This window comes from Ahrensia kielensis DSM 5890 (assembly GCF_000374465.1).
Lineage (GTDB): Bacteria > Pseudomonadota > Alphaproteobacteria > Rhizobiales > Rhizobiaceae > Ahrensia > Ahrensia kielensis.
This window is the reverse complement of sequence record NZ_KB894528.1, coordinates 44,630-70,802: the sequence shown is the minus strand read 5'-3', so window position 1 is coordinate 70,802 and position 26,173 is coordinate 44,630. Positions and strand designations below refer to the sequence as shown.

At 48.2% G+C, this 26,173-nt stretch carries 19 protein-coding genes; 9 read left to right on the top strand and 10 right to left on the bottom strand.

Annotated features, from left to right (window positions below; translation table 11 throughout):
• Positions 1 to 43: 43 nt before the first annotated feature.
• The 4 genes from C504_RS0100310 to C504_RS0100295 all read right to left on the bottom strand — a co-directional run bounded on the left by C504_RS0100310 (position 44) and on the right by C504_RS0100295 (position 5,153).
• Positions 44 to 3,505: a chromosome segregation SMC family protein gene (locus tag C504_RS0100310; RefSeq protein ID WP_018687293.1), complete on the bottom strand. Its 3,462-nt coding sequence runs from the start codon at positions 3,503 to 3,505 to the stop codon at positions 44 to 46.
• A 48-nt stretch (positions 3,506 to 3,553) separates the two neighbouring features.
• A complete protein-coding gene (locus tag C504_RS0100305; protein WP_018687292.1) occupies positions 3,554 to 4,219 on the bottom strand; it encodes a DsbA family protein in 666 nt (221 codons plus the stop codon).
• Positions 4,220 to 4,343: 124 nt separating this feature from the next.
• The gene (locus C504_RS18655) at positions 4,344 to 4,688 is read right to left on the bottom strand and encodes a hypothetical protein (protein ID WP_018687291.1); all 345 of its coding nucleotides are present in this window, start codon (positions 4,686 to 4,688) and stop codon (positions 4,344 to 4,346) included.
• Between the two features lie 36 nt (positions 4,689 to 4,724).
• Positions 4,725 to 5,153 (bottom strand): secondary thiamine-phosphate synthase enzyme YjbQ, encoded by a 429-nt coding sequence (locus C504_RS0100295; protein WP_018687290.1) that lies wholly within the window; start codon positions 5,151 to 5,153, stop codon positions 4,725 to 4,727.
• A 63-nt stretch (positions 5,154 to 5,216) separates the two neighbouring features.
• Here C504_RS0100295 and ung point away from each other — a divergent pair, with 63 nt between their 5' ends.
• Positions 5,217 to 5,891 (top strand): uracil-DNA glycosylase, encoded by a 675-nt coding sequence (gene ung / locus C504_RS0100290; RefSeq protein ID WP_018687289.1) that lies wholly within the window; start codon positions 5,217 to 5,219, stop codon positions 5,889 to 5,891.
• Positions 5,892 to 5,936: 45 nt separating this feature from the next.
• On the opposite strand, the gene rpoD is transcribed toward ung, so the two are convergent.
• The 3 genes from rpoD to C504_RS0100275 all read right to left on the bottom strand — a co-directional run bounded on the left by rpoD (position 5,937) and on the right by C504_RS0100275 (position 10,850).
• On the bottom strand, positions 5,937 to 7,985 hold the full coding sequence (gene rpoD / locus C504_RS0100285) for an RNA polymerase sigma factor RpoD (protein WP_018687288.1): 2,049 nt from the start codon (positions 7,983 to 7,985) through the stop codon (positions 5,937 to 5,939).
• Between the two features lie 301 nt (positions 7,986 to 8,286).
• Positions 8,287 to 10,233 (bottom strand): DNA primase, encoded by a 1,947-nt coding sequence (gene dnaG, locus C504_RS0100280; protein ID WP_018687287.1) that lies wholly within the window; start codon positions 10,231 to 10,233, stop codon positions 8,287 to 8,289.
• Positions 10,234 to 10,400: 167 nt separating this feature from the next.
• Entirely contained in the window at positions 10,401 to 10,850 is a 450-nt protein-coding gene (locus C504_RS0100275; RefSeq protein ID WP_018687286.1) for a GatB/YqeY domain-containing protein, read from the bottom strand.
• 274 nt (positions 10,851 to 11,124) lie between these two features.
• On the opposite strand from C504_RS0100275, the gene carA reads away from it, so the two are divergent.
• Together carA and C504_RS0100265 are read left to right on the top strand one after the other, a co-directional pair.
• On the top strand, positions 11,125 to 12,348 hold the full coding sequence (gene carA / locus C504_RS0100270) for a glutamine-hydrolyzing carbamoyl-phosphate synthase small subunit (protein ID WP_018687285.1): 1,224 nt from the start codon (positions 11,125 to 11,127) through the stop codon (positions 12,346 to 12,348).
• Positions 12,349 to 12,416: 68 nt separating this feature from the next.
• A complete protein-coding gene (locus tag C504_RS0100265; RefSeq protein WP_018687284.1) occupies positions 12,417 to 13,721 on the top strand; it encodes a mechanosensitive ion channel family protein in 1,305 nt (434 codons plus the stop codon).
• Positions 13,722 to 13,749: 28 nt separating this feature from the next.
• Here the strand turns inward: C504_RS0100265 and ypfJ are convergent, their stop codons facing one another.
• Together ypfJ and C504_RS0100250 are read right to left on the bottom strand one after the other, a co-directional pair.
• On the bottom strand, positions 13,750 to 14,694 hold the full coding sequence (gene ypfJ, locus C504_RS0100260; RefSeq protein ID WP_018687283.1) for a KPN_02809 family neutral zinc metallopeptidase: 945 nt from the start codon (positions 14,692 to 14,694) through the stop codon (positions 13,750 to 13,752).
• A gap of 123 nt (positions 14,695 to 14,817) precedes the next feature.
• Complete coding sequence (locus tag C504_RS0100250; RefSeq protein WP_018687281.1) at positions 14,818 to 15,384, bottom strand: type 1 glutamine amidotransferase domain-containing protein; 567 nt, start codon at positions 15,382 to 15,384, stop codon at positions 14,818 to 14,820.
• Between the two features lie 229 nt (positions 15,385 to 15,613).
• On the opposite strand from C504_RS0100250, the gene carB reads away from it, so the two are divergent.
• From carB to C504_RS0100225, 5 genes are all read left to right on the top strand, one after another.
• On the top strand, positions 15,614 to 19,117 hold the full coding sequence (gene carB / locus C504_RS0100245) for a carbamoyl-phosphate synthase large subunit (RefSeq protein WP_018687280.1): 3,504 nt from the start codon (positions 15,614 to 15,616) through the stop codon (positions 19,115 to 19,117).
• Between the two features lie 139 nt (positions 19,118 to 19,256).
• Positions 19,257 to 19,733: a transcription elongation factor GreA gene (gene greA / locus C504_RS0100240; protein WP_018687279.1), complete on the top strand. Its 477-nt coding sequence runs from the start codon at positions 19,257 to 19,259 to the stop codon at positions 19,731 to 19,733.
• Between the two features lie 26 nt (positions 19,734 to 19,759).
• Positions 19,760 to 20,827: a glycosyltransferase family 4 protein gene (locus C504_RS0100235; RefSeq protein WP_018687278.1), complete on the top strand. Its 1,068-nt coding sequence runs from the start codon at positions 19,760 to 19,762 to the stop codon at positions 20,825 to 20,827.
• Between the two features lie 169 nt (positions 20,828 to 20,996).
• Complete coding sequence (gene trxB, locus C504_RS0100230) at positions 20,997 to 21,974, top strand: thioredoxin-disulfide reductase (RefSeq protein ID WP_018687277.1); 978 nt, start codon at positions 20,997 to 20,999, stop codon at positions 21,972 to 21,974.
• Positions 21,975 to 21,988: 14 nt separating this feature from the next.
• Complete coding sequence (locus tag C504_RS0100225; RefSeq protein WP_018687276.1) at positions 21,989 to 22,885, top strand: LysR family transcriptional regulator; 897 nt, start codon at positions 21,989 to 21,991, stop codon at positions 22,883 to 22,885.
• A gap of 370 nt (positions 22,886 to 23,255) precedes the next feature.
• On the opposite strand, the gene ettA is transcribed toward C504_RS0100225, so the two are convergent.
• Entirely contained in the window at positions 23,256 to 24,905 is a 1,650-nt protein-coding gene (gene ettA / locus C504_RS0100220; RefSeq protein ID WP_018687275.1) for an energy-dependent translational throttle protein EttA, read from the bottom strand.
• Between the two features lie 249 nt (positions 24,906 to 25,154).
• On the opposite strand from ettA, the gene C504_RS0100215 reads away from it, so the two are divergent.
• Positions 25,155 to 26,099: an alpha/beta fold hydrolase gene (locus C504_RS0100215; protein ID WP_018687274.1), complete on the top strand. Its 945-nt coding sequence runs from the start codon at positions 25,155 to 25,157 to the stop codon at positions 26,097 to 26,099.
• The last annotated feature ends 74 nt before the right edge of the window (positions 26,100 to 26,173 follow it).

The window sequence follows — 26,173 nt, the reverse complement described above, 5'->3', positions numbered from 1 at the left end:
CATCCAACAGCACTATAAGTCTGGATAGTTCAACATACTAGGTCTAGCTTGCCTCACGAAGTTCTTCTGCTTCTTGAAGGTCAACCGAAACTAGCTGAGATACGCCCTGCTCTTTCATGGTAACACCGAACAAACGGTCCATACGGGCCATCGTGATCGGGTTATGCGTAATAATCACAAAGCGTGTATCTGTTTCTGCGCTCATCTTATCCATCAGATCGCAGAAGCGCTCCACATTGTGATCATCCAGCGGTGCATCAACCTCATCCAGCACGCAAATCGGTGCGGGATTGGTCAAGAATACCGCGAAAATCAAAGCCATCGCTGTCAATGCCTGCTCACCACCGGAAAGCAGTGTCATGGTTTGCGGCTTTTTGCCCGGAGGTCGCGCTATGATTTCAAGTCCAGCTTCCAGCGGATCATCGCTCTCAATAAGCTGTAGTTCTGCCGTTCCACCATTGAACAAATGCGTGAAAAGACGTTTGAAATGATCCTGTACAGCTTCGAACGCAACGAGAAGACGTTCACGGCCCTCTTTGTTGAGCGACGAAATAGCCGAACGCAATTCTGCAATAGCCTGAACAACATCTTCACGTTCAGAGGTAATTAGACCAAAGCGCTCAGATAGTTCGTTCTGCTCTTCTTCAGCACGCAAGTTGACAGCACCGAGACGCTCACGCTCAATTTTTAGACGTTCGAGGCGTTTCTCGGTCGGGTCCATGTCCGGCATTGCGTCATCGACAGCTAAGCCCGTTTGTTCAAATGCTTTATGCGGCTCGCAGTTCAATGCTTCATGAATTCTAGCTTCAATATCACTGCGGCGCTCAGATGCTGCAGCAGCACGTTCTTCTGCACGCGCACGCGCTTCGCGTGATGTTGATAAATCTTGGATTGTAGCTGTTGCCGCTCGATCAGCTTCAGCAGCAGACGTTTCCGCTTTTGCCAGCTTGTCGGCAGCTTCATTGCGTTTTGCTTCAGCGGCCTCAATCTGACGCAGTAGCTCACGCTGGCGGGCTTCAAACTCGCCGGGGCTGTCTGCCAACTCTTCCAAAAGCTTCTGCGTTTCTGTTTCGCGGGCACGTAGGATCGCAATCTGACTGTCAGCATTCGCGCGGCGGTCTGTCCAGCTTTTGGTTTCGCGCTCAATCGCTTTGAGCCTTTGGCGCCTTGCTTCAACCTCACGCGAAAGACCTTGATGCTCGGCGCGCAGTTCTGCCAAAACAGCACGATCTTTTGCAACATCTGTCTGCAAACTTTGAAGGCGTGCATCAAAAGCTGTGACTTCTGGCTCTGAGGCCAATGCAGCTTCCGCTTCGGCCAAAACGCCAACAGCTTCATTTAAATCAATACGAATACGCCCGAATGATTCATCCAACACAGCACGGCGGCGCGAAAGTTCACCAGAGGAACGCTCTGCAGCGGCGAGTTCATCGCGGGCTTTGCGCGCATCATTTTGCCGATCTTTTAATGATTGGCGGGCCGAATTTTCTGCCGCTACAGTATTACGCGTTGCCGTTTCTGCAGCTTGCATTGATGCTTCAATCGCAGCTTTGGCTTTGGTTGCCTCGACAATTTCGGCATCAAGTTCGCTCAAGCGGTTCTTCTGTGCAAGGCGCTGCGCTGCCATAGTTGGCGCATCAGCTGCGGCACGATATCCATCCCAGCGCCATAGAGCGCCTTGCCTCGTGACAAGACGTTGCCCTGTTTTAAGGGATGGTGCCAAAGCGGCACCTGCCGCATCATCGGCAACGATACCAATTTGGTTTAAACGACGTCCAATCGCATCACCGCCGCGCACATGTTCACCAAGCGGTGTCGCGCCTGCAGGTAATTGCGGGTCATCGCTGGCAATTTCTACGCCCGCAAAATGCACGGCAGAATTTGCGTCTGTTGGCACGTCCAAATCATCGCCCAAGGCAGCGCCCAATGCGGTTTCAAATCCCTTATCGACTTTGAGGCTTTCGATGATTGCTGGAAATAGATCATTGCCACCAGCATTGAGCAATTTTGCGATCGTGCGTGCTTCGGCTTCAAGCGTGTTTAGCGCCTCACGTGCCGTTGCTAGATCAGGCCGCAGCTGTGCTTCGGCAGCACGTGCTTTGGCAACATCGCTTTCGCTTTGCGTAACGGTTTTTTCCGCATCAATAATCGAGGCTTCTGCCTTTTCAACAAGCGCTTGCTTCTCGGCAGGATCATCCAATTGGCTGATCTTATCGTTGAGCGTTGTTAGTTCCGCATCAACATTGCGCTCTTGTGTCTCAAGGCGCGTGCGACGGTCTGTCAGCTCACCGATACGGCGCTGTAATTGTGTGCGAAGCGCTTGTGCTTCTGCGCGTTCAGCTGTGATTTTTGACAGTTCTGCTTCTGAGCTTTCTAATTCAGCCTTAGCAGTCTCTACTTTCGCGGCCAGCTCTGCTTCGCGCTCGTCTGCGCCTTCGTCTTGCGCTTTAAGAGTTTTTTCTTCTTCTCGTAACTGACTAAGAATATCAGCATTCTCAACCAGCATGCGTTCTTCACGCTCTATATCGGTGGATAGCTGCGTAATACGTTGCTCATATTCTCGTTTACGCGCACGCAAACGTTCAGCTTCCGTGTCCAGTTGATCACGCGCAATTGTCAGGCGTTGCAGGGCTGCTGCTGCAGCCGCTTCTGCCTCACGCAGAGGCGGCAATGCTTTTTGAGCAATGCCTTGCAAGCGTGCTGCATCCATTTGCAATTGCGCACGTTCAGCAACTTCATTCGTCGCTTTAGAAAGCGTCGATTGGCTTTCACCTTCAGCCGTCTTTGCTTGCATCCATTTTAGATGCAGCAATGTCGCCTCAGCTTGGCGGATATCGCGCGATAATGTGCGGAAACGGTTTGCTTGACGCGCTTGACGTTTCAAGCTTTCGATCTGGCTTTCGAGTTCGGATGTTACATCATCCAATCGCTCCAGATTGGTCTCTGCGCCGCGCAAGCGCAATTCGGCTTCATGCCGCCGCGAATGGAGGCCTGAAATACCCGCAGCTTCTTCTAAAAGTGCGCGCCTTGCCTGCGGTTTTGCTTGAATAAGCTCACCAATTCGCCCCTGTCCGACCATTGAAGGAGAACGGGCACCGGTGGACTGATCGGCAAACAAAAGCTGCACATCTTTTGCACGGGCATCCTTACCGTTGATACGGTAAGCAGAACCGTTTTCGCGTTCGATCCTGCGCGTTACCTGCAGCAACTCGCTATCATTGAAAGCGGCAGGTGCAGTGCGATCATCATTATCGAGAAAAAGCGCAACTTCTGCCGAGTTACGTGATGGACGGGTTCCGGAACCGGAAAAGATGACATCATCCATGCCCGAAGCGCGCATGTTTTTGTATGAGCTTTCGCCCATCACCCAGCGCAACGCTTCGACCAAATTGGATTTGCCGCAACCGTTCGGGCCGACCACACCGGTCAGGCCACGTTCAATAGCAAACTCTGTTGGCTCAACAAATGATTTGAAACCAAGAAGGCGTAATTTATTAAACTTCATACGCCACCACCTTCGCGCAAAGCCAAGCTTTGCGCGATATATTTCTGCTTAGAGCAGATCGTCAATGATGGCAGACAGTTGATCAATTGTCAGCGCTCCGGCGTATTTTTCGCCATTGATAAAAAATGTTGGGGTCGCGTTTACTTCAAACTCAGTCTGACCACGTTCCCGTACTTTATTCACATCATTCAAAAGCTGCTGGTCGGTCAAGCATTTCTCGAATGACTCCTGTGTAAAACCAGCTAATTTGGCAATGTTTTCCAACGGAGCACGTGCATTTTCTGCTCGCGCCCATGTTGCTTGCTGTTTGAATAACACATCAACCATCGGAAAATAAGCACCATTTGGCGCGCAGCGTGCAAGCATGAAGGCTGCTGCAGCGCGTGGATCAAATGGAAATTCGCGCATGATCAAGCGCACTTTTCCGGTATCGATATATTTTTCTTTTAGCTCAGGGTAAGTGTTTTTATGGAAATTCGCACAATGTCCACATGTCATTGAAGCATATTCAACAATAGTGACAGGAGCATCTTCTTCGCCTTCAAACATTTCTGGCAAAGCACCTTCAGACATTAGTTTTTCTACATCCACGCTGCCTTCGGACCTTGGCGCACTTTGTGCAAAAGCAGGCAGAGTAGTAACACTCAACGCAGCAGGAATTGCGGCCATGGATAAAAGGGCATTACGACGGGAAATCAGCGTTGACTGAGACATTAAAAGCTCCAAATTACTAAGTTTTGCGATCTTATAGCGTTTTGAATCGGGCAGTACCAAGGCAAATATTGCCCCATCTACAGTGAACTCTTCACGAAGTTGTTATGAAGCCAGCCATTTATTTCTAGTTCGTACAGAAATATTCGCCATTTGCGTCGCGCAACGCCTGCGAATAAGAGCCATCGGAATTTAAGCAACTGGGCGCGCTATCAACATCACCCTGATAGGCTTGGCTATCATAGCTATAGTCTGAGTTGCTATTGCCACCTGTAACCGCATTACCAACGGCCTTACCGCCGCGGTAAACAAGTTTTCCTGCACCCACAGTGCCTTTAACAGCTGTTTTGGCGACAAACACGGTGGAGCCAACGACTGTGTCAGCAACAGCTATTGCCGCGCATCCCTGAAGCAGGAATGGCAATAGGATTACAGCAGAAATCTTGGCGTTTTTTTCGATCCATCTTCTCATAATCGATAAAATGCATCGGAAAGCCTTAACGTTTGATTAGGCTTCACTGGTCAGATGTAGCACGACCTGCCGATTATGCGGCCTGTCACGATGTTCAAACAAATATATGCCCTGCCATGTGCCGAGCATCATTTGCCCGCTGATGACAGGAATTCCGATTGATGTTTGCGTCAACGCCGCTTTGATATGCGCAGGCATATCATCAGGCCCTTCATAGGTATGCCGAAGATATGACATTGAAGGATCACTCGTTGGTGGCACCAATCGGGCAAAAAACGCCTTCATATCCGATTGAACTTCACTATCTGCATTTTCTTGCACCAAAAGTGAGCAAGAAGTGTGGCGCACAAAGAGCGTTAAAAGAGCATCGCTTGGCGCGTATTCTTCAACAAAATGCTTCACATCGTGTGTAAATTCATACAGTCCCTGCCCGTGCGTGTTTAGCTTAACAATATGATGTGGCATGGTTTTCACTTTCGGCAATAATTAGAACGCAACGCATTTGACTTACACGAGATATGCAAACGGATGAATATGGTCGAGATACATGAAAGCTGGCTAAACCATTTAAGCCAAGAGTTTGACAGTCCCTATATGGCGAAACTTAAAGCTTTTTTGCAGTCAGAGCGTGATGCTGGAAAGCAAATATTCCCAACATCTAAGCTTTGGTTCAAAGCGCTGGATATGACACCGCTCGACCAAGTGAAAATCGTCATTCTGGGGCAAGACCCTTATCATGGGCCTGGCCAAGCGCATGGTTTGAGTTTTTCTGTTCCCAAAGGCGTGCGCACGCCGCCTTCACTCGTCAACATATTTAAAGAACTCAACAGTGATCTTGGTATCGAACCCGCCAGCCACGGAAATCTGGAAGCATGGGCAAAGCAAGGCGTGCTTCTTCTCAATTCAGTTTTAACCGTCGAAGCGCATAAGGCTGGCTCGCACCAAAAGAAGGGCTGGGAAACATTTACGGATGCCGTGATCAGGCTCGTTAATGAACAACCGCTCCCAATCGTTTTTATATTATGGGGCGCATATGCGCAGGAAAAAGCATCTTTTGTTAATGAAAGCAGGCATTTAGTTATCCGCTCGGTGCACCCTTCGCCGCTCTCTGCTCATAAGGGATTTTTTGGCACGAAACCATTTTCCAAAGCCAATGCCTTCTTGGAGAAAAACGATGTCACGCCAATAGATTGGGCCTTATAAAAAACCCGGCTCAATGGCCGGGTTTTGTATTCTTTTTAGCTGTTCTTACTGATCCAAGAAAGAGCGCAACTTGCGGCTTCGGCTTGGGTGCTTCAGCTTGCGGAGCGCTTTTGCCTCAATCTGACGAATACGTTCACGCGTAACAGAGAACTGCTGACCCACTTCTTCAAGTGTGTGGTCGGTGTTCATGCCGATACCAAAGCGCATACGAAGAACACGTTCCTCACGCGGTGTCAGTGAAGCCAATACGCGTGTTGTTGTTTCGCGTAGGTTCGCTTGAATAGCCGCATCAATTGGCAAGATTGCCTGCTTGTCCTCAATGAAATCGCCCAGATGTGAATCGTCCTCATCGCCAACTGGCGTTTCGAGCGAAATCGGTTCTTTTGCGATCTTGAGAACTTTGCGAACTTTTTCCAATGGCATTGCCAGTTTTTCTGACAATTCTTCTGGCGTTGGTTCGCGGCCAATCTCATGCAACATCTGACGTGATGTACGCACAATTTTGTTGATCGTTTCAATCATGTGGACCGGAATACGGATCGTGCGTGCTTGGTCAGCGATAGAACGCGTAATAGCCTGACGTATCCACCATGTCGCATAGGTCGAGAATTTGTAACCACGGCGATATTCGAACTTATCCACGGCCTTCATCAGACCAATGTTGCCCTCTTGAATGAGATCAAGAAACTGTAGGCCACGGTTCGTGTATTTTTTCGCAATAGAAATCACGAGACGAAGGTTCGCTTCGACCATTTCTTTCTTGGCTATGCGTGCTTCGCGCTCACCTTTTTGAACCTGATTCACAATACGGCGGAACTCAGGAATAGCGATACCAGTTTCAGTGGCAAGCTCTTGAATTTCCGCACGCAATTCTTCAATCGTGTGCGGTTCTTTTTCTGCAAATGTTTTCCACGCTTTGGAATCAAGCTGCGAAATTGTCTCAACCCAATTTGGATCAAGCTCAGAACCTTGGTAATGCTTCAAAAATGCTTCACGGCTTACGCCATAGGTTTCTGCAAGTCGTAGCAAACGGCCTTCGTTTTGAACGAAACCACGGTTAATCGAGTAAAGCTGTTCAACAAGCGCATCAATACGCTGATTGTTAAGCGATAGAGACTTAACCAGAGTAACCAGTTCATCCTGAAGTTGCTTGTAACGGCGCTTCTGGCTTGATGACAATTCGCCCTCATCGGCCAAGGCGCTTTCAACTTGCTGATCCTGTAGTTTACGCAACTTGCTATAAACATTAGCAATGTTGTCGAAAATTTCCATGACCTGCGGACGTAGTTCGCCCTCCATCGCCGCTAGCGATAGGTTCACTTCGTCTTCTTCGTCATCATCATCGTCGATCTGACCTTCACCACCAACATTGGTGATGTCATCATCACGGCGACGCGGCTGACGCAGCAGACGTTCTTTTTCTTCACGCTCTTTGCGTGCCTGATCAATTTCTTCAGGCGTTGGCACCTTTGGTGTCGCCTTAGCCTCAGGACCAGCATAGGTTGTTTCAAGGTCAATAATATCGCGCAGGAGGATGTTTTCCTCCATCAGCTCATCACGCCAGATAATAATCGCTTGGAATGACAACGGGCTTTCACAAAGACCAGCGATCATCGTTTCACGGCCGGCCTCAATGCGCTTGGCAATTGCGATTTCGCCTTCGCGTGAAAGCAGTTCAACCTGCCCCATTTCACGCAAATACATGCGAACCGGATCATCGGTACGATCGGTTGGTTCTTTTTTCTTAACCGTTGTTGTAACGGCGCTGCCACTTGCTGTTGCAACTTCCTTAGAACCGGCCGTAGCATCAGCGTCGTTCGTATCAGCATCGCTGTCTTCGTCGTCTTCCACGACATTAATGCCCATTTCTGACAGCGCGGACATAACGTCCTCAATCTTGTCAGGATCGGTCTGATCGGAAGGTAAGACAGAGTTCAGCTCGTCGACAGTAACAAAGCCGCGCTTTTTTGCAGCGCGTATCATTTTTTTGACGGAATCAGCCGTTAGATCGAGCAATGGCCCATCTGCGGTCTGCGTCTCTGTACTCGGGGCCCCAGCTTCGGGATTTTTTTTTGTTTTAGTCGTTGTCGCCATAGACGTTTGTTCTCCGGCGTATTAAGGCAATTAAGCCGTCGCCTTGTTCACTTTGTTTATTCGGTAATTACCGAATCAGTCGCATGTAGCCAAAAGCTAACAACCGCGTCTTAAACATTGATTAAGTGTGTTTATCTGAAAGCCATTTCTATGTTGCTTCTCTCATGGAAATAGTGCTGCCCACTGCAGATTTCCACCTTCACGTATAATTATAACTCTGATTCCCGTGATTCGGCCTCACGTCAAGCGTTTCTGTGAATTAATTGACATGATTCTTTTGCCAAAAAGCGCAAAACTCAGCTTAAAAGTTACGACTCGGACGTCCTGAGGAGACACCAAAGCCCTCAACAAGCGCATCAAGCCCTTGTGTACGGCGCACCTGTAATTGGATATCTTGGAACCTTGCCCAGTTCGCTTCTGACCCATCAAGAGCCAATGCATCTTCTGCCGCTTTAAGGTCTTTATTGAGGCCGCGCGCACGTTGGTACAATTGCACAGCCTGTTCAAATGCGGACAAAGCGTCTTCAAAAGCCGCCTCTTCGGTAAAGACCCAAAGCCGCGAACGGCTAATAACTTTATCGACCTGATCGATAACATGCGCGTAAGCAACAAGCGCTGGATGTTGCACCAAATCAGCACGCAATCGCGCAGCAGTTTCGCCATGCGCTTCGATGACTGCGCTTCGCAAATCACGCAAACTTTTATTATCGAACTCAAACGACATGAATGTGTCAAAAGAATCGACCAAAATATCTGGATGGCAAATAATTGCGCTCATGAGCGCGGCTTCACGCACCGACATGTCTGACACATTGACAATGCCTGTCTTGGTCATGCGAGAATTTGCCAATTGTGACGATACCGCAATGCGTCCCTTTACGCCGCCGCCTTTTGAACGATTATAACTATTATTGCCGTAATTATTTTTATTGCCACCAGACCTGTTATTGCTAGCCGGTGCCGTGCCGAAAAACATCGCCACGCGCTCACGCATGTCTTGGCCATAATGACGCCGCACGCTTTCGTCTGAAATCTGGTTGGTGACTTCGCGCATCGTCTGTTCAAGTTTAGCGCGCCGTTCAGGTGTATCGAATGTCTGGCCACCAGTTTCTCGCAGCCAAAGCATATCAGCGGCTGACTTTGCAGCAGCAATCACATCTTTAAAGGCCTCTGGGCCTTGCTTTTTAACAAGATCATCAGGATCAAGGCCATCGGGAAGCATTGCAAAACGGACTGATTTTCCAGGCTTTAATTCACTAAGTGCCATTTCCAGCCCGCGAAATGCAGCGCGAAGGCCGGCTTTATCGCCATCAAAGCAAAGGACTGGCTCATCTGTGGCGCGCCATAATTTTGCCAGTTGGTTTTCTGTCAGAGCCGTACCAAGCGGCGCGACTGCATTTGCAAAGCCAGCCTGATCTAGCGCGATCACATCCATATAGCCTTCAACAGCAATTAATGTTCCTCCTTGTTTGGCCTGAACGGAACGCGCACGTTTAAAGTTGAAAAGAATATCGCCCTTATGGAAAAGCTCTGTTTCTGGTGAGTTCAAATATTTGGCGGGAACATCGGCGCTCATTGCGCGGCCGCCAAAAGCGATGACGCGGCCCTGTTGATCCTCAATAGGGAACATAATCCGGTCACGGAAACGATCATAGGAAACGGCAATATCTTCGCCAAAGACAACCATTCCCGTCGCTTCGATTTGCTCTTTGGTCGCACCTTTAGAAGCAAGGAACTCTTTAACGCCACTGCGATTATTGGGTGCAAATCCTAAGCGGAATTTATTGACGGTTGAAGCGTTTAAACCACGGTCGCGAAGATAGGCCCGCGCGACTGCACCGCCCTGCAGTTGCAATTGTTCCTCATAGTAGGACGCAGCCATATCCATATATTCATAGAGCGTTTTGCGTTTTTCTTCGCGCTTCTCAGCCTCTGGATCAGGTGACGGCATCGCAATGCCCGCCATGCCAGCAACGCGTTCAACGGCTTCGGGAAAGCTAATGCCTTCCACCTCCGTCAAAAAGCGGAAATGATCGCCTGATGCACCGCAGCCAAAACAATAGTAGCGGCCTTTTTTATCTTCGCAGTGGAAGCTCGGTGTGTTTTCGCCATGGATGGGACAGCATGCCCAATAATCACCACGATTCGCATTGGTTTTCTTTTTATCCCAAGTCACATGGCGCTGTATGACATCCGAAACCGGGACACGGTCTCTAATCTCATCCAAAAATGACTGGCCAAAACGCATCTTATTTATCCGTGGGTAATATCAAGCACTCTCATATGGCCTAAAATTGAAACCAGCGGGGCGGTTTTTCAATGCATCGCACAGCTAAATCTCAAATTTGTGCATAAGTTGTGGGTACTCATAGAGATTTAACACCATCAGGCCACAACAACAAATCGGTACGCGTATTAACGCAGCATGTTTTTCACAATGCCAGAAGCTTTGGTAAAATCCATTTGGCCAGGATATTGGGTTTTAAGTGCATTCATGCACTTTCCCATGTCCCGCAAGCCTTCGGCGCCGGTATTTTCAACGACTTCAGCGCAAACCTGTTTGACACTGTCTTCGCATAGTTGTTCCGGCAAAAACTCTGCAATAACAGCGCTTTCAATACGTTCCAACTCGGCAAATTCCAACCGACCAGCTTCTTCGTAGCTTTTGGCTGATTCTTCGCGTTGCTTGATCATTTTCGTCAAGATTTCAGAAATTTCAGCTTCTGAGACAGGATCTTTGCCAGCGCTGCGTGCAGCACTGTCACGGTCTTTTACCGCTGCCTTTATAAGGCGCAGCGTACAGACTCGCGTTTTATCCTGTGATTTCTCAGCTTCTTTAAGCGCCGTGTGAATTGCTTCGCGCATATTTGAACCCTATTTCGATCGTCGGAACATACTGATACCCAGCAGCAATGGCAAGCCATGCGCCCGACCCTAAACCATTGAAATAAAACAACAATAAAATAACTTCAAATCTAAAACTTAAACTTACCCAAGGAAAGCAAGGTTACATAACTCTCTGTGCGGTTTCAAAAATCATTGATTTTTGATTACCTCTTACCAGTTGCGTTTATACTCGATATGGTGTTTGCACTCAATTGCGGCAACCGCACATCCATTATAAAAACGAAGGTCAGTTATGACACAACTGCATGATACAGGAAACACACCTGCGCCTTGGACTGAGCATAAAGCGACGGCGGTCTTGGTTTTAGCAGACGGCACAGTGTTCAAAGGCAAGGGTTTTGGTGCAACTGGTGCGATTGAAGCTGAGGTTTGCTTCAACACCGCGCTCACCGGTTATCAGGAAATTATGACAGACCCGTCCTATGCGGGACAAATCGTAACCTTCACATTCCCGCACATTGGTAATGTCGGCACCAATATTGAAGATATTGAAGATTTAACACCAGCCAGCCGCCACGGCGCTGTTGGCGCGATATTTAAAGCAGCCATTACTGATCCGTCGAACTATCGCTCAGCTGAACATCTCGACACATGGCTAAAAGCGCGCGGCATTATTGGCCTTTCAGGCATTGATACACGTGCCTTGACCGCTCACATTCGTAACAATGGTGTTCCTAATGCTGTGATTGCCCATGACGAAAACGGCGTGTTCGATATTCCAGCTTTGAAAAAACGTGCTACTGATTGGTCAGGTCTCGTCGATCTTGATTTGGCGAAAGACGTAACCGTTGGCCAGACAACCTCATGGTCCGAAAAGCCATGGGTGTGGGACCAAGGGCACAGCGAAAATTCAGACACAGCCATTCACATCGTCGCTCTCGATTATGGTGTGAAACGCAATATTCTGCGCTTGATCGCAGGTCTTGGCGCTAAAATTACAATACTACCTGCAAAATCGACAGCAGAAGATGTGCTTGCGCTTAATCCAGATGGCATTTTCCTTTCCAATGGTCCGGGCGATCCTGCAGCAACTGGCGAATATGCAGTACCAACGATTAAAACGCTGATTGATAGCGGCATTCCGCTTTTCGGCATTTGTCTTGGCCATCAATTGTTGGCACTGGCTGTTGGCGCCAATACCGTTAAAATGCACCAAGGCCACCACGGTGCGAACCATCCGGTGAAAGACTACACAACCAACAAGGTTGAGATTGTTTCCATGAATCACGGCTTTGCTGTTGATTCCAAATCACTTCCAGCAGGCATCACTGAAACGCATGTCTCGCTATTTGATGGATCAAACTGCGGCCTTTCAGTGGATGGAAAACCTGTCTTTTCCGTACAGCATCACCCAGAGGCCTCACCTGGCCCACAAGATAGCCACTACCTTTTCCGCCGGTTCTTTAATTTGATCCGCGAAAAGCAAGGCAAGGAAAAGCTTGCGGAGCGCGCTTAGTATAAAGCTCTTATAAGAGGTAGAATTCAAAGACTTCCAATGTGTGCAGTTTCGTTTATTCTGCATATATGGACCCGAACTTGAACACCGCTTGGAATTCTTTTCTCCTCTTCTTTCATCAGGCAAAAAATTACCTGACTGAGCCTTGGGCTGCCTATCAATTGGCTATAATTGGTGGTTGTTACGCCATTGCTTGGTTGTTGTCTTTTAAGCTTGAACCGATTGTTGAAGCGCGTGCGCGAACGATCAAAGGGAACCCCGGCCTGCTGCGCATCATCGTCGCTTTCATGCGGCGCTTAGAGTGGGTTTTCTTTCTTATCTTCGTCTACATATCGCGCGAAATTGTTCTTTTGAACACTTGGCCAAGCCGAACTTTCGTGCTCACAGCAGCTCTTGTCTTAGCATCTGCTTGGCTCGCATTGGTTGTTCTCACGCGGATTATTCAAAACAGAACCATCGCCCGCGTTGTTGCCATTGGTGCCTTTGCTTACATAGCGCTTGGCGTGTTGGATATACGTGGTCCCGTTTCAGAAGCACTTGATAATGCAGCCATTAATCTGGGTGATTTCAAACTCTCGATACTGTTTGTCCTACGCATCGTTTTTCTAACATCGCTATTTTTGTGGCTGGCAACGCTATTCGGCACATTTTTTGACAATCGAATCAATGCTATTTCGGACCTCTCGCCGTCCTTCAAAGTCCTTTCAGGCAAAATAGTAAAAGTTGGTCTTATCGTCATAGCCCTCGTTGTTGCGCTGACAGCTGCGGGGCTTGATCTTACCACGCTGACAATTTTCTCTGGTGCCGTTGGTATCGGTCTTGGTTTCGGCCTGCAAAAAGTCGTTTCCAACTTTATCTCAGGCGTGATTATTCTGGTCGATAAATCAATCAAGCCCGGCGATACGATTGAGCTTGGTGACACATTTGGCTGGATACGAGAACTGCGTGCGCGCTTTGTCTCGGTCATTACCCGCGATGGGCGCGAATACCTTATTCCAAATGAGGATTTCATCACGCAGCAGGTCGTTAATTGGTCTTTTTCCAATAAGCTTGTGCGTTTAGATGTGGAATTTGGCGTATCTTACGACAGCAACCCGCATGAAGTTGCAAGAATTGCGATTGAAGCGGCCAAAGACATACCCCGCGTACTTACTCACAAAGCACCCGTTTGTTGGATGACCGAATTTGGCGCATCTTCGCTCGATTTTAAATTACGCTTCTGGATCGGCGATCCCCAAGAGGGCCTAACCAATATACGCGGTCAGGTTTTACTCGCCCTTTGGGATGCATTCCAAGAAAATGGAATCGGCATCCCATACCCGCACCGCGAAATCATTATGAAAACGCCGATTGAGGTGAAGCGCAGCGAATAATTGTTTAGCTGCGATCTTCCCTCACCTTTTAAACATCGTTGTTGAAGGTATCGCAGGCTTCCAGTTTACCGCTTTCAAAACCACGCCCAAACCATTCGCGGCGCTGTGCTGATGTGCCGTGATTGAAGCTTTCTGGCACCACATAACCTTGGGTACGGCGCTGAATCGTATCATCACCGATCTGCGTTGCGGCATTGAGCGCCTCTTCCAGATCACCGCGTGACAGCAGACCTTTTTGTTCGGTGTAATAGCCCCATACACCTGCGAAACAATCAGCCTGCAATTCCACACGAATGGACATCGCATTGGCTTCAGCTTGGCTCATACGTTGGCGCATCTGATTAAATTTTGGCAAAACACCAATAACATTTTGAACGTGATGACCAACTTCATGTGCAATTACATAAGCCTGTGCAAAGTCACCACCTGCTTGGAATTTTTGCTCTAACTCATCGAAGAAATTCAAATCGATGTAGAGCTTTTTGTCACCTGGGCAATAAAACGGGCCAGATGCGGCGCTAGCAAAGCCACATGCAGAGCGCACTTGATTGGAAAACAGAACTAAAACCGGTTCCGGATATTGCTGGCCATTTGCTTTAAAAACACCGTTCCAGACATCTTCTGTCTCGGCTAGAACGCGGCTAACAAACTCAGTTTGTGCATCTGTTCGCGGCGTAGCGCTAGGCGTTTGGTTTTGTGTCTGCGTTGTTTGCGGAAGCATCTGCTCAAAACCGCTGCCGCCGCCACTACCAGCCAATATTTGCAATGGATCAATGCCGCAGCTGCGCAAAACAAAAAACAAGACAACAAGCAGGATAATACCGCCAAGGCCTCCGCCGGATGAGCGAACGGTTCTTCCTCCAGATGGCAAGCGAACACGTTGCGTAGTTCTTCCGAAACCGCCGCGACTGCTGGAGCCGGATCCGCGCATATCTTGAATATTCGTACTTTTGCGACGTCCACCTAAACGCATTGCCCACTCCAAATGTCATGCTTTTAATTGTGTGTGACTTTGTGCCGCAAAAGCTGGGCTGGTTCAACAAAGAAAGCGGCCGCCAATTTGGCGACCGCTACATTTTCAATGATTTATACTGGCTTATGCAGCTTTAATTTCCCGATCATGGCGTCCTTCTTCCACCTCTTCAACGATTTTGGCGTTAAAGGCATCGAGATCGCCAGGGTTACGGGACGTGATAATCGCGTTTGAAACAACGACCTCTTCATCAACCCAATCGGCACCAGCATTGATCATATCGGTTTTAATAGATGGATATGACGTTGCTTTGCGGTCACGCAGTGCGTCAGCTTCAATAAGCAACCAAGGCGCATGGCATATAGCAGCAAGCGTTTTTCCGCTCTTTGCGAACTCACGCACGAATGAAACGGCATCTTCGTTCACACGTAAAAGATCTGGGTTGATTTGGCCGCCGGGTAGAACCAGCGCATCATAATCAGCAACGGCTACATCTGACACGAGCTTATCGACAGCAACGCTATCGCCCCAATTGTCCTCATCCCAGCTTTTAATCTCACCGGATTTGATTGATACAATGTGCACATCTGCACCTGCGCCTTTGAGATGTTCAAGCGGTTTACGCAACTCCGAGCGTTCATAACCATCGGTTGCAAGTATCGCGATTTTTGCTTCTGAAATATTCGGCATATTTTTCTCCTTTCGCTGTTGAAAGGCCAATGCTTCAATGCGGCAATTGTTCCAAAGACTACAAAAATGCCAAACAGCGCTGAATCTATGTTGAAAGCCTAAATTTCATTGCTTAATGGGGTTACATCGCGCGCGCATATGAATATAAGACAGCCTTAGCCACAAAATAATTGCGTTAGTGCCGGTTGTCTTTGCATCCGGTTTTTCGCGTAAGCTAAACGGATGCCCCATGCCAAAGCGTAATGATATAGATACAGTCCTCATCATCGGTGCAGGACCGATTGTGATTGGTCAAGCGTGTGAGTTTGATTACTCCGGAACGCAGGCCTGTAAAGCATTGCGCGAAGAAGGGTATCGCGTCGTTCTGGTGAATTCTAACCCAGCGACGATCATGACAGACCCTGATCTTGCCGATGCGACCTATGTCGAGCCGATCACACCGGAAATCGTTGAAAAGATCATCATCAAAGAGCGTAAGGAACACCCTAACGATAAGATGGTTGTCCTGCCAACGATGGGCGGACAAACAGCGCTCAACACGGCTCTTTCGCTCAAAGCGATGGGCGTGCTCGACAAATGGGATGTCGAGATGATTGGCGCAACACCAGAAGCCATTGATAAAGCTGAAGACCGCTCGCTGTTCCGTGAAGCAATGGAGCGCATTGGTTTGGAATGCCCACGCTCAATGTTGGTCAATGCGACAGCTGTTAAAGATAAAGACCGCACAGCCCACGAAGCTAAAAAAGCTGAGCTTGAGAAGCAATTTTCAGGCGAAGAGCTGAATGCAGCGCTTGATGCACTTGAACTAGAATGGCGTCACAGCACTGCCGAACGCAAACAGCGCTATATGAGCCATGCGATGGCACAAGCGGCAACTGCACTTGATGAAATCGGCCTACCTGCCGTTATCCGCCCATCGTTCACACTTGGCGGCACAGGCGGCGGTATTGCTTATAACCGTTCCGAGTTTATGGATTTCGTTGAAAGCGGGCTTGATGCTTCGCCGACAACCGAAGTGCTGATCGACGAAAGCGTTCTTGGCTGGAAAGAATATGAGATGGAGGTTGTTCGTGACAAAGCAGACAACTGCATCATCATCTGTTCGATTGAAAACATCGACCCAATGGGCGTGCACACAGGCGACTCGATTACCGTTGCCCCTGCGCTAACGCTCACCGACAAAGAATATCAAATCATGCGTAACGCATCGATTGCGGTCTTGCGTGAAATCGGCGTTGAAACAGGCGGATCAAACGTACAGTTTGCGGTTAATCCAGAGGATGGCCGTCTGGTTGTTATTGAAATGAACCCGCGCGTATCGCGCTCATCTGCGCTTGCATCAAAAGCAACAGGCTTCCCGATTGCAAAAATCGCAGCAAAACTGGCTATTGGTTATACGCTGGATGAACTTGAGAATGATATTACGGGCGGTGCGACACCGGCTTCGTTTGAACCATCAATCGATTATGTCGTTACAAAAATTCCGCGCTTTGCATTTGAAAAATTCCCCGGCGCAAAACCTCACTTAACTACGGCTATGAAATCCGTTGGCGAGGTCATGGCCATTGGACGCACATTTGCGGAGAGCTTGCAAAAAGCGCTGCGCGGCCTTGAAACCGGTCTTACAGGACTTGACGATATTGAAGTGCCCGGCCTTGGCGAAGGCGACGATAAGAATGCGATCCGTGCGGCAATCGGCGCACCAACACCGGACCGTTTGCGGATGGTTGCGCAAGCTATTCGTTTGGGCTTCAGCCTTAAAGACATACATGCCGGTTGCAAAATCGACCCTTGGTTCTTGGAACAATTCAAAAATATTATCGATATGGAAGCGCGTGTTAAAGAGCATGGCTTGCCGCTTGATGCCGATAATATGCGTATGCTCAAATCAATGGGCTTTTCAGACCAGCGCTTGGCTACATTGATTGGCAAGAATGAGAGTGATGTGGTTTCGGCCCGCCACGCTTTGGATGTGCGCCCTGTTTACAAACGCATTGATACATGCGCGGCAGAATTCGCCTCCCCTACGGCCTATATGTATTCAACATATGAGCAGCCATTCATCGGTGCACCTGAGAATGAAGCGCAAATATCAACACGCGATAAAGTTGTCATTTTAGGCGGCGGTCCTAACCGTATTGGTCAGGGTATCGAGTTTGACTATTGCTGCTGTCATGCTGCTTTTGCACTGCGGGATGCTGGCTATGAAGCCATCATGATCAACTGTAACCCTGAAACGGTTTCAACAGATTATGATACATCTGACCGCCTTTATTTCGAGCCATTGACCAATGAAGATGTGCTTGAAATTCTGGAAATGGAGCAAAAGTCTGGCAATCTTAAAGGCGTTATCGTTCAATTTGGCGGCCAGACACCTTTGAAACTAGCTAATGCGCTTGAGCGTGCTGGCATTCCAATTCTTGGTACATCGCCCGATGCGATTGACTTGGCAGAAGACCGCGACAGGTTCCAGAAACTGCTTATGAAGCTCAATCTCTTACAGCCGAAAAATGGCATTGCCCATTCGGTTGAACAAGCGCGGTTGATTGCAACTGGTCTTGGCTTCCCGCTTGTGGTGCGTCCATCTTACGTGCTTGGCGGCCGTGCGATGCAGATCGTGCGCGACGAGACTTCGCTTTCTACCTATCTGCTTGAAACAGTACCTGAGCTTATTCCGGAAGATATAAAAGCACGTTATCCAAACGACAAAACAGGTCAGATCAACACGCTCTTGGGCACCAACCCATTGCTGTTTGATACTTATCTACAGGGCGCTATCGAAGTTGATGTCGACTGCTTGTGTGATGGCGATGATGTCTATGTTTCGGGCATTATGGAGCATATTGAAGAAGCTGGAATCCACTCAGGCGACTCAGCCTGTTCTCTGCCTGTGAATACGCTCAGCGATGAGATTGTTGAGCAATTGCACATTCAAACCGCAGCAATGGCAAAAGCACTGAATGTTGGCGGTCTCATGAATGTTCAATACGCGATTAAAGACGACGAGATTTATGTACTCGAAGTCAATCCACGTGCGTCACGTACGGTTCCGTTCGTTGCTAAAACAATTGGTCTTCCGATTGCGAAGATTGCAGCGCGTATTATGGCCGGTGAAACACTTTCAGAGGCCATTGCTCATTACGGCACGCGCAAACATGCTTCTGACATCAAACACATTGCGGTCAAAGAAGCGGTGTTCCCGTTCTCGAAGTTCCCAGGCGTTGACACCCTGCTCGGCCCTGAAATGCGCTCAACAGGTGAAGTCATTGGCCTTGATAAAGACTTTGCAATGGCGTTTGCTAAAGCTCAGCTTGGCGCCAGTGTGGTTCTGCCGAAAGATGGCAATGTTTTCATCTCTGTCAAAGACGAAGATAAAGCCAATGCTCTTGCCTCTGCAAAAGTGCTTGCTGGACTAGGTTTTGGCATCATCGCAACCGGTGGCACGCAACGTTATTTGGCCGAAAATGGTGTTGAAGCACGCAAAATCAACAAGGTTTTGGAAGGACGTCCACATATCGAGGACGCCATCCGCAACCGTGAAGTGCAACTTGTGATCAATACAACGAGCGGCAAAAAAGCACTGTCTGATTCCAAGTCGCTGCGCCGTGCTGCTCTTGAGAACAAAGTACCTTATTTCACAACAATGGCGGGCGCTAAAGCAACCACCCAAGCGATCGAAGCCCTATCAAAAGGTGAGATCGAAGTGCGCCCTCTACAAGCTTATTTCGAGTAAAGTCGATAGAGCCCATAAAAGGGCTGGAAATCAGCTAGAGACATTGCCATATTGAGCAACGCGGTTCCGGAACGCAAATCCGGAGCCGTTTTTATTTATAGATTAAGTCCGGTTAAAAACTGGCAGGAAAGGAAGGACCATGGTCGAGAAGGTCCCAATGACGAGTAAAGGCTTTGATGCGCTGAACGAAGAGATTCGCTGGCGGCAGCAGGAAGAGCGTCCACGCATTATTGAAGCGATCTCGGAAGCGCGCGCCCACGGCGACCTTTCGGAAAACGCCGAATATCATGCCGCGAAAGAATCTCAATCGCACAATGAGGGCCGTATTAGCCAGCTTGAAGGCTTAATTGGCCGCGCCGACGTTATTGATGTAGCAACGATGACAGGTGACACCATTCGTTTTGGTGCGACTGTTACGTTGACGGACGATGATACAGGCGAAGAAGTCACGTATCAAATTGTCGGTGATCAGGAAGCGAATCCAAAAGAAGGTCGCATCTCGATCTCATCTCCAATTTCGCGTGCACTCATCGGCAAAACTGTTGGCGATTCTATTGAAGTCAAAGCGCCCAAGGGTGATCGCGGATATGAAATTGAAGCGGTAAAATACGTCTAAGAAAACGTCACGTATAGAGAGTTTACATGACCATTTTCAACGATTTTGAGAAATTGCAAGTCGTCGCGCCAAACTTCAAACGTCGCTTGTCCGGTGTAACGTCTACAATAATTCAATTGGTGCCAGTTCAAAACGCTACTGGCATCACTATCGCTACAATTGGTCCTGGTTTACCGAACCATCTTCCAAAAATTCGCTACCGTGATTTGTGGAAATTATGGAAAAAACCAAACTCCGGCAAAAACCGTATTTGGCATGCGCGCCGTAATACAGAAATGCTTGCAGGCGTTATCATGCGTGATGTTCTGCGCATGCCCGTTAAGCTGGTTTTCACATCTGCATCCCAAAGACAACACACGGGTTACACCAAATGGTTAATCAGGCGCATGGATGGAGTTATTGCAACAAGTGCAAAAACAGCAGCTTATCTGAAGGTGCCGCACCAAATTATAATGCACGGCATAGATACGGACCGCTTTTCTGAGGTTGATGACAAATCTAAGTTGAAAGCCGAACTTGGGCTGCCAATTGCACAAAAACTTATTGGTTGTTTTGGACGTATCCGCCACCAAAAAGGCACTGATCTATTTATAGATACGATGATTTCTATTTTGCCGAACGCACCGGATTGGAGCGCAATTATCGCCGGCAATATAACATCACAACACACTGCTTTTGCAAATGAGTTAAAAGGACGGATTCATAATTCTGGCCTTTCAGACCGCATCATTTTTGTTGGCGAGCATACTGATATTCACAGATGGTACCAAGCATTGGATGTATTTGTTGCACCTCAACGCTGGGAAGGCTTTGGCTTGACCCCCTTAGAAGCTATGGCTTGCGGAGTGCCTGTTATCGGCACGGATGTTGGTGCTTTTTCATCACTATTAAAAGACGCACCTTATAGTGCACTAACAAGCGAAACCGATATGGAAAACGACGTCTTCCAACTGATGACTAATATTGAGAGCGCAAATCAAGAACATGCAGCAATTAGAAGACATGTAACGGATAATTTTTCACTAGATAAAGAAACGGCAAATCTCAATGCGTTTTATCAAAGTATCGAAAACTTTACTTACCCTTACATTTAATAGGCGATGAATAACTAAAAGTGATGATGGATAAGATAAAGCCCTTGAGCTATGTTTCATAGAACACCATCTGACACGAAACTTCGGTAGCTGTATTTGTTAAAGTTACAGCCACGTCTTATCTTTCACCGTTTCGTGCGGCTCGAAATGAAAACTGAATAGGTCAAACATGACGAAAACAATTCACTCCAAAATGCTCATCATCGGTTCTGGCCCTGCTGGTTATACCGCAGCGATATATGCTTCGCGCGCAATGCTGAACCCCGTCATGGTTGCTGGCTTGCAGCAAGGTGGTCAGTTGATGATCACCACAGAAGTCGAAAACTATCCAGGTTATGCCGATGCCGTCGAAGGCCCGTGGATGATGGAACAAATGCGCCAACAGGCTGAAAATGTTGGCACTCAAATCGAGCAAGATATTATTGTTGAAGTTGATCTCGATAGTCGTCCATTTAAAGCTGTGGGTGATAGCGGCACCGTTTACACAGGTGATACACTGGTTATCTGTACAGGAGCGCAAGCTAAATGGCTCGGCCTTGAAAGCGAACAAACCTATATGGGCTTTGGCGTATCTGCTTGTGCGACATGTGATGGCTTTTTCTACCGTGGCAAGGAAGTTGTCGTTGTTGGCGGCGGCAATACAGCCGTTGAAGAAGCGCTTTATCTTTCGAACCTTGCTTCTAAGGTAACGCTCGTTCATCGCCGCGACGAATTGCGCTCTGAGAAAATTCTTGAAGAACGGCTGCTCAAAAAAGCAAATGTGGAAATCATTTGGGATACCGAAGTTGAGGAAATCCTAGGCGAAAAAACCAATCCCGCCCTTCCCGCATCTGTTACCGGCGTTAAGCTGAAAAACAGGAAAACAGGCGAAATTACTGAAATGGCGACGCATGGTTTGTTTGTAGCCATCGGCCATGCACCCGCCGTGTCGCTGTTTGAAGGTAAGTTAAAACAGAAGCCAAACAACTATTTGTGGACTGCACCTGACAGCACTGTAACCTCTGTGGCTGGCGTATTTGCAGCCGGTGATGTAACAGATGATATATATAGACAGGCTGTTACAGCTGCAGGAATGGGCTGTATGGCTGCTTTGGAAGCTGAAAAGTTTGTGGCTGCACAAGAAAGCCAGCTTGAAGCGGCTGAATAAGATTGGATTGAACCGTGCCGCTAGATTGGGACAAATTACGCGTATTTCATGCGGCAGCACAGGCCGGCTCGTTTACCCACGCCGGTGAGGTTCTGCATATTTCTCAATCGGCGGTCAGTCGGCAAATTTCATCCCTAGAGCAAGAAATTGGCGCGCCGCTTTTTAATCGCCATGCACGGGGGCTGGTACTCACAGAGCAAGGCGATATGCTCTATGCCACAGCGCATGAAGTGTTTCTAAAATTAGAATCGGTAAGCTCCCAGCTAAAAGAAACCAAAGATAAGCCATCTGGCATTTTGCGCATTACAACGACCGTTGGCCTTGGTGCAGGCTGGCTTTCGTATCGCATTCAAGAATTTATCGAGCTTTATCCTGATATCAGCGTCAAATTGATGCTTTCCAATGAAGAGCTTGATTTGAATATGCGCGAAGCGGACTGCGCTATTCGCCTGCGGCAACCTCAACAGCCTGATCTTATTCAGCGGCGATTGTTCACCGTGCACCTGCATGTTTATGCATCACCAGAATATATCAAGCGTTTTGGCCGTCCTGAGAAGCTGGCGGACTTGGAAGAGCATCGAATTATAAGCTTTGGTGAACCAGCGCCCAATTATCTATCAGACCTAAACGCATTACTGACCGTTGAGCGTGAAGGCAAACAACCTTTAAAACCGACACTTGAAATCAACTCTGTGATGTCCGTCAAAAGGGCCGCGCAAATTGGCATCGGGCTTGCTCTGCTCCCCGATTATGCCGTTGAACGCGATTCCGGTCTTGTACGGGTGTTAGAGGACGTAGAACTACCTAGTTTCGATACATTCTTCGTCTATGCAGAAACAATGAGAAATTCTGCGAAACTCCAAGCAATTCGAGATTTCCTTTTTGCAAAAGCACGGGGCTGGGAATTCTAGTCCATTTAGCTTTTCAAGCACCAAGCTATGCATTTTCTGCATAGCAGCATTGCAAAATGCTGCATTGCACAATTCCCAACTAAAGCGCATACATCATTTCAACAACAGCACATAATTCCTCCCAGATGGTGCTGTTGCCAAGGATCAAGCATCCTCCTCCCAGCTTGGTCCAAGAATTACGACCGGACTGCATCCTCCTCCCGCAGTCCGGTCTTTTTCATTTTTAAGCCCCTATTTCTATCGACAATATATTTCTTGTAACTCCATGCAACTTTGCATAGTGCAGAAATTGTTTTGTCTGTGCGCTTGGCAATAAAAAACCGCCGGCATGAACGAGCACACCGGCGGCCAAATCAATTGCTAAGCAGTTTTAACGCGTTAGTTTTTTATAGGTCACGCGTTTCGGATTAACGCTTTCAGGTCCAAGACGGCGAATCTTGTCCTGTTCATAATCTTCAAAGTTACCTTCGAACCATTCAACATGGCTATCGCCTTCGAATGCAAGAATATGTGTCGCCAACCGGTCAAGGAACATACGGTCGTGGCTGATTACGACAGCACAGCCCGCATAGTTTTCCAATGCTTCTTCCAGCGCACCGAGTGTCTCTGTGTCCAGATCGTTGGTCGGTTCATCGAGAAGCAACACGTTACCGCCAGCTTTGACCATCTTGGCCAAATGCACACGGTTACGTTGACCGCCTGACAATGTGCCAACAGGTTGCTGCTGGTCGCCGCCCTTAAAGTTAAACGCACCACAATATGCGCGGCTGTTCATCTCATGATTGCCGAGCTTGATGATGTCATTACCGCCGGAGATTTCTTCCCAAACAGTACTTTTACCTGAAAGTGCATCGCGGCTCTGGTCAACATAGGAAAGGTTGACCGTGTCACCGATTGTGATTGTGCCACTATCAGGCTGTTCTTGACCGGTAATCATACGGAACAGTGTTGATTTACCAGCACCGTTTGGCCCGATAACACCGACGATACCGCCAGGTGGCAATTTGAAAGAGAGGTTATCGATCAAAACGCGGTCGCCATACCCTTTGGTCAGACCTTCAGCTTCAATCACCACATTACCGAGGCGCTCGCCGGCTGGAATAATGATCTGCGCATCGCCAGGTTTGCGATTATTGGCGCTTTCGACCAATTCATCATAGGCTTTAATACGTGCTTTTGATTTCGCCTGACGAGCTTTCGGAGATGATGCCATCCATTCCTGCTCGCGAGAAAGCGCTTTTTGCTTTGCATCGTCTTCGCGGCCTTCTTGGTGCAAACGCTTGGCTTTTGCTTGAAGGTAAGCTGTGTAGTTGCCTTCATATGGAATGCCGCGCCCGCGGTCCAACTCAAGAATCCACCCTGTCACATTATCAAGGAAGTAACGGTCGTGGGTAATCATTAGAACAGAACCTGGATATTCTCGCAGGTGCTTTTCCAGCCATGCAATTGTCTCAGCGTCCAAATGGTTGGTTGGCTCGTCGAGCAATAGCATATCAGGCTGGCTCAGAAGCAACTGGCAAAGTGCAACGCGGCGAATTTCACCACCTGACAGATTTTCAACTGACGCATCGGCTGGCGGGCATCGTAATGCGTCCATTGCCTGTTCGACTTGGCTTTCCAAATCCCAAAGGTTTTGGCTGTCAATCATATCTTGAAGTTTTGAACCTTCATCCGCTGTTTCATCGGAATAGTTCATCATCAGCTCATTATAGCGGTCAAGAATCGCTTTCTTATCCGCCACGCCAAGCATGACATTTTCCATAACGTTCAGATTTGGATCAAGTTGAGGCTCTTGCGGCAAATATCCGCGGGTTGCGCCTTCGGCAATCCAAGCCTCGCCTGTAAATTCATTATCCAGCCCTGCCATAATGCGCATGACTGTAGATTTACCTGCGCCGTTAGGGCCCAAGATACCAATCTTTGCATCACCATAAAATTGCAGGTGAATATTTTCGAGAATTTTCTTTGATCCATAGACCTTATTGAGGCCGGACATGTGATAAATATATTGGCGTGCCATCTTAAATCGGTTCCAAATGCTTTGAAGTTTGGCCGATATCTATGGGAAATTTCCCATCGGGGCAAGGCAAGCATTTGCTAGGCGTTAAACACTGCGCTGACATTTATTCACACGCGCACAAGCGGCCGCTTCACGGAATGAACATTATTAAATAGTAGCATTTTTTAGTTATTCACAATCAAAGACTTGCATAGACTTGACTGCAAAAAAAGTGGTGCGCACCTTACCCGCAGGGAGTTCGTCTCAAACATGAATCATTACACATTCGATACGAAGAAAAGAATTGTTAGCGCCTCAGGTGCCGACATAAATTGTTATGTCAAACACGCTGCCAGTGACGCACGCTATATCGTTCATGTAAACCATGGCCTTGCTGAACATGCTGAGCGCTATGCGCGCTTTGCAACGAAGCTTAGTGAAGCTGGCTGTCATGTCTACGCCCATGACCATCGTGGCCATGGCCTCACAAAAGCTAAAGACGCACCCCAAGGCGCGTTTTCACTGGATGGAGATGGCGTAAAAAAGATAATGCTTGATTGTGCAGCGGTGCAAGAGAACGCACGTGCTCACCATCCAGATCTTCCGCTCATCATGTTTGGTCATTCTATGGGCGGCTTAATAACGATGAATTATGTGCTTGCGCATGCTGATCGCCTTGCTGGCGCAGCTGTATGGAATTCAAATTTCTCTGGCGGGCTCGTCGGCCGTTTAGCGCAAGGCATATTGCATTATGAGCGCTTTAGGCTGGGTTCGGATGTGCCATCTCGTATATTACCGAAGCTTACTTTTGAAGCGTGGGGCAAGAAAATCCCCAATCACCGTACTGATTTTGATTGGCTTTCGCATATCGAAAAAGAGGTGGATGCCTATATCGCTGATCCAAACTGCGGATGGAATGCCTCTGTATCAATGTGGCAAGACCTTTTTGACTTGGTCTTCAACGGTAGCAATGTGCGCGGCGCAAACAAAAAAACTAAAACACTCCCCATTCAGCTTCTTGGCGGCGGCAAGGATCCTGCAACAGACAATGCGATCGCTACACAAGCCCAATGCAAGCGGCTTAAGGCTGCTGGTTTTACTGCCGTCAAAGCTATTATTTTCCCCAGTGCAAGACATGAAACTTTAAATGATAAAGATCAGGATGCAGCAACTGAGGCATTTATCGGTTTTTTGCATTCATGTACTGACAAATAGTTTGAGCGCTCTATTTTCCACTGTAATCACGTGAAGCTAGGGTGACGCATCTATAGCCCTCTGCTAATACTGCA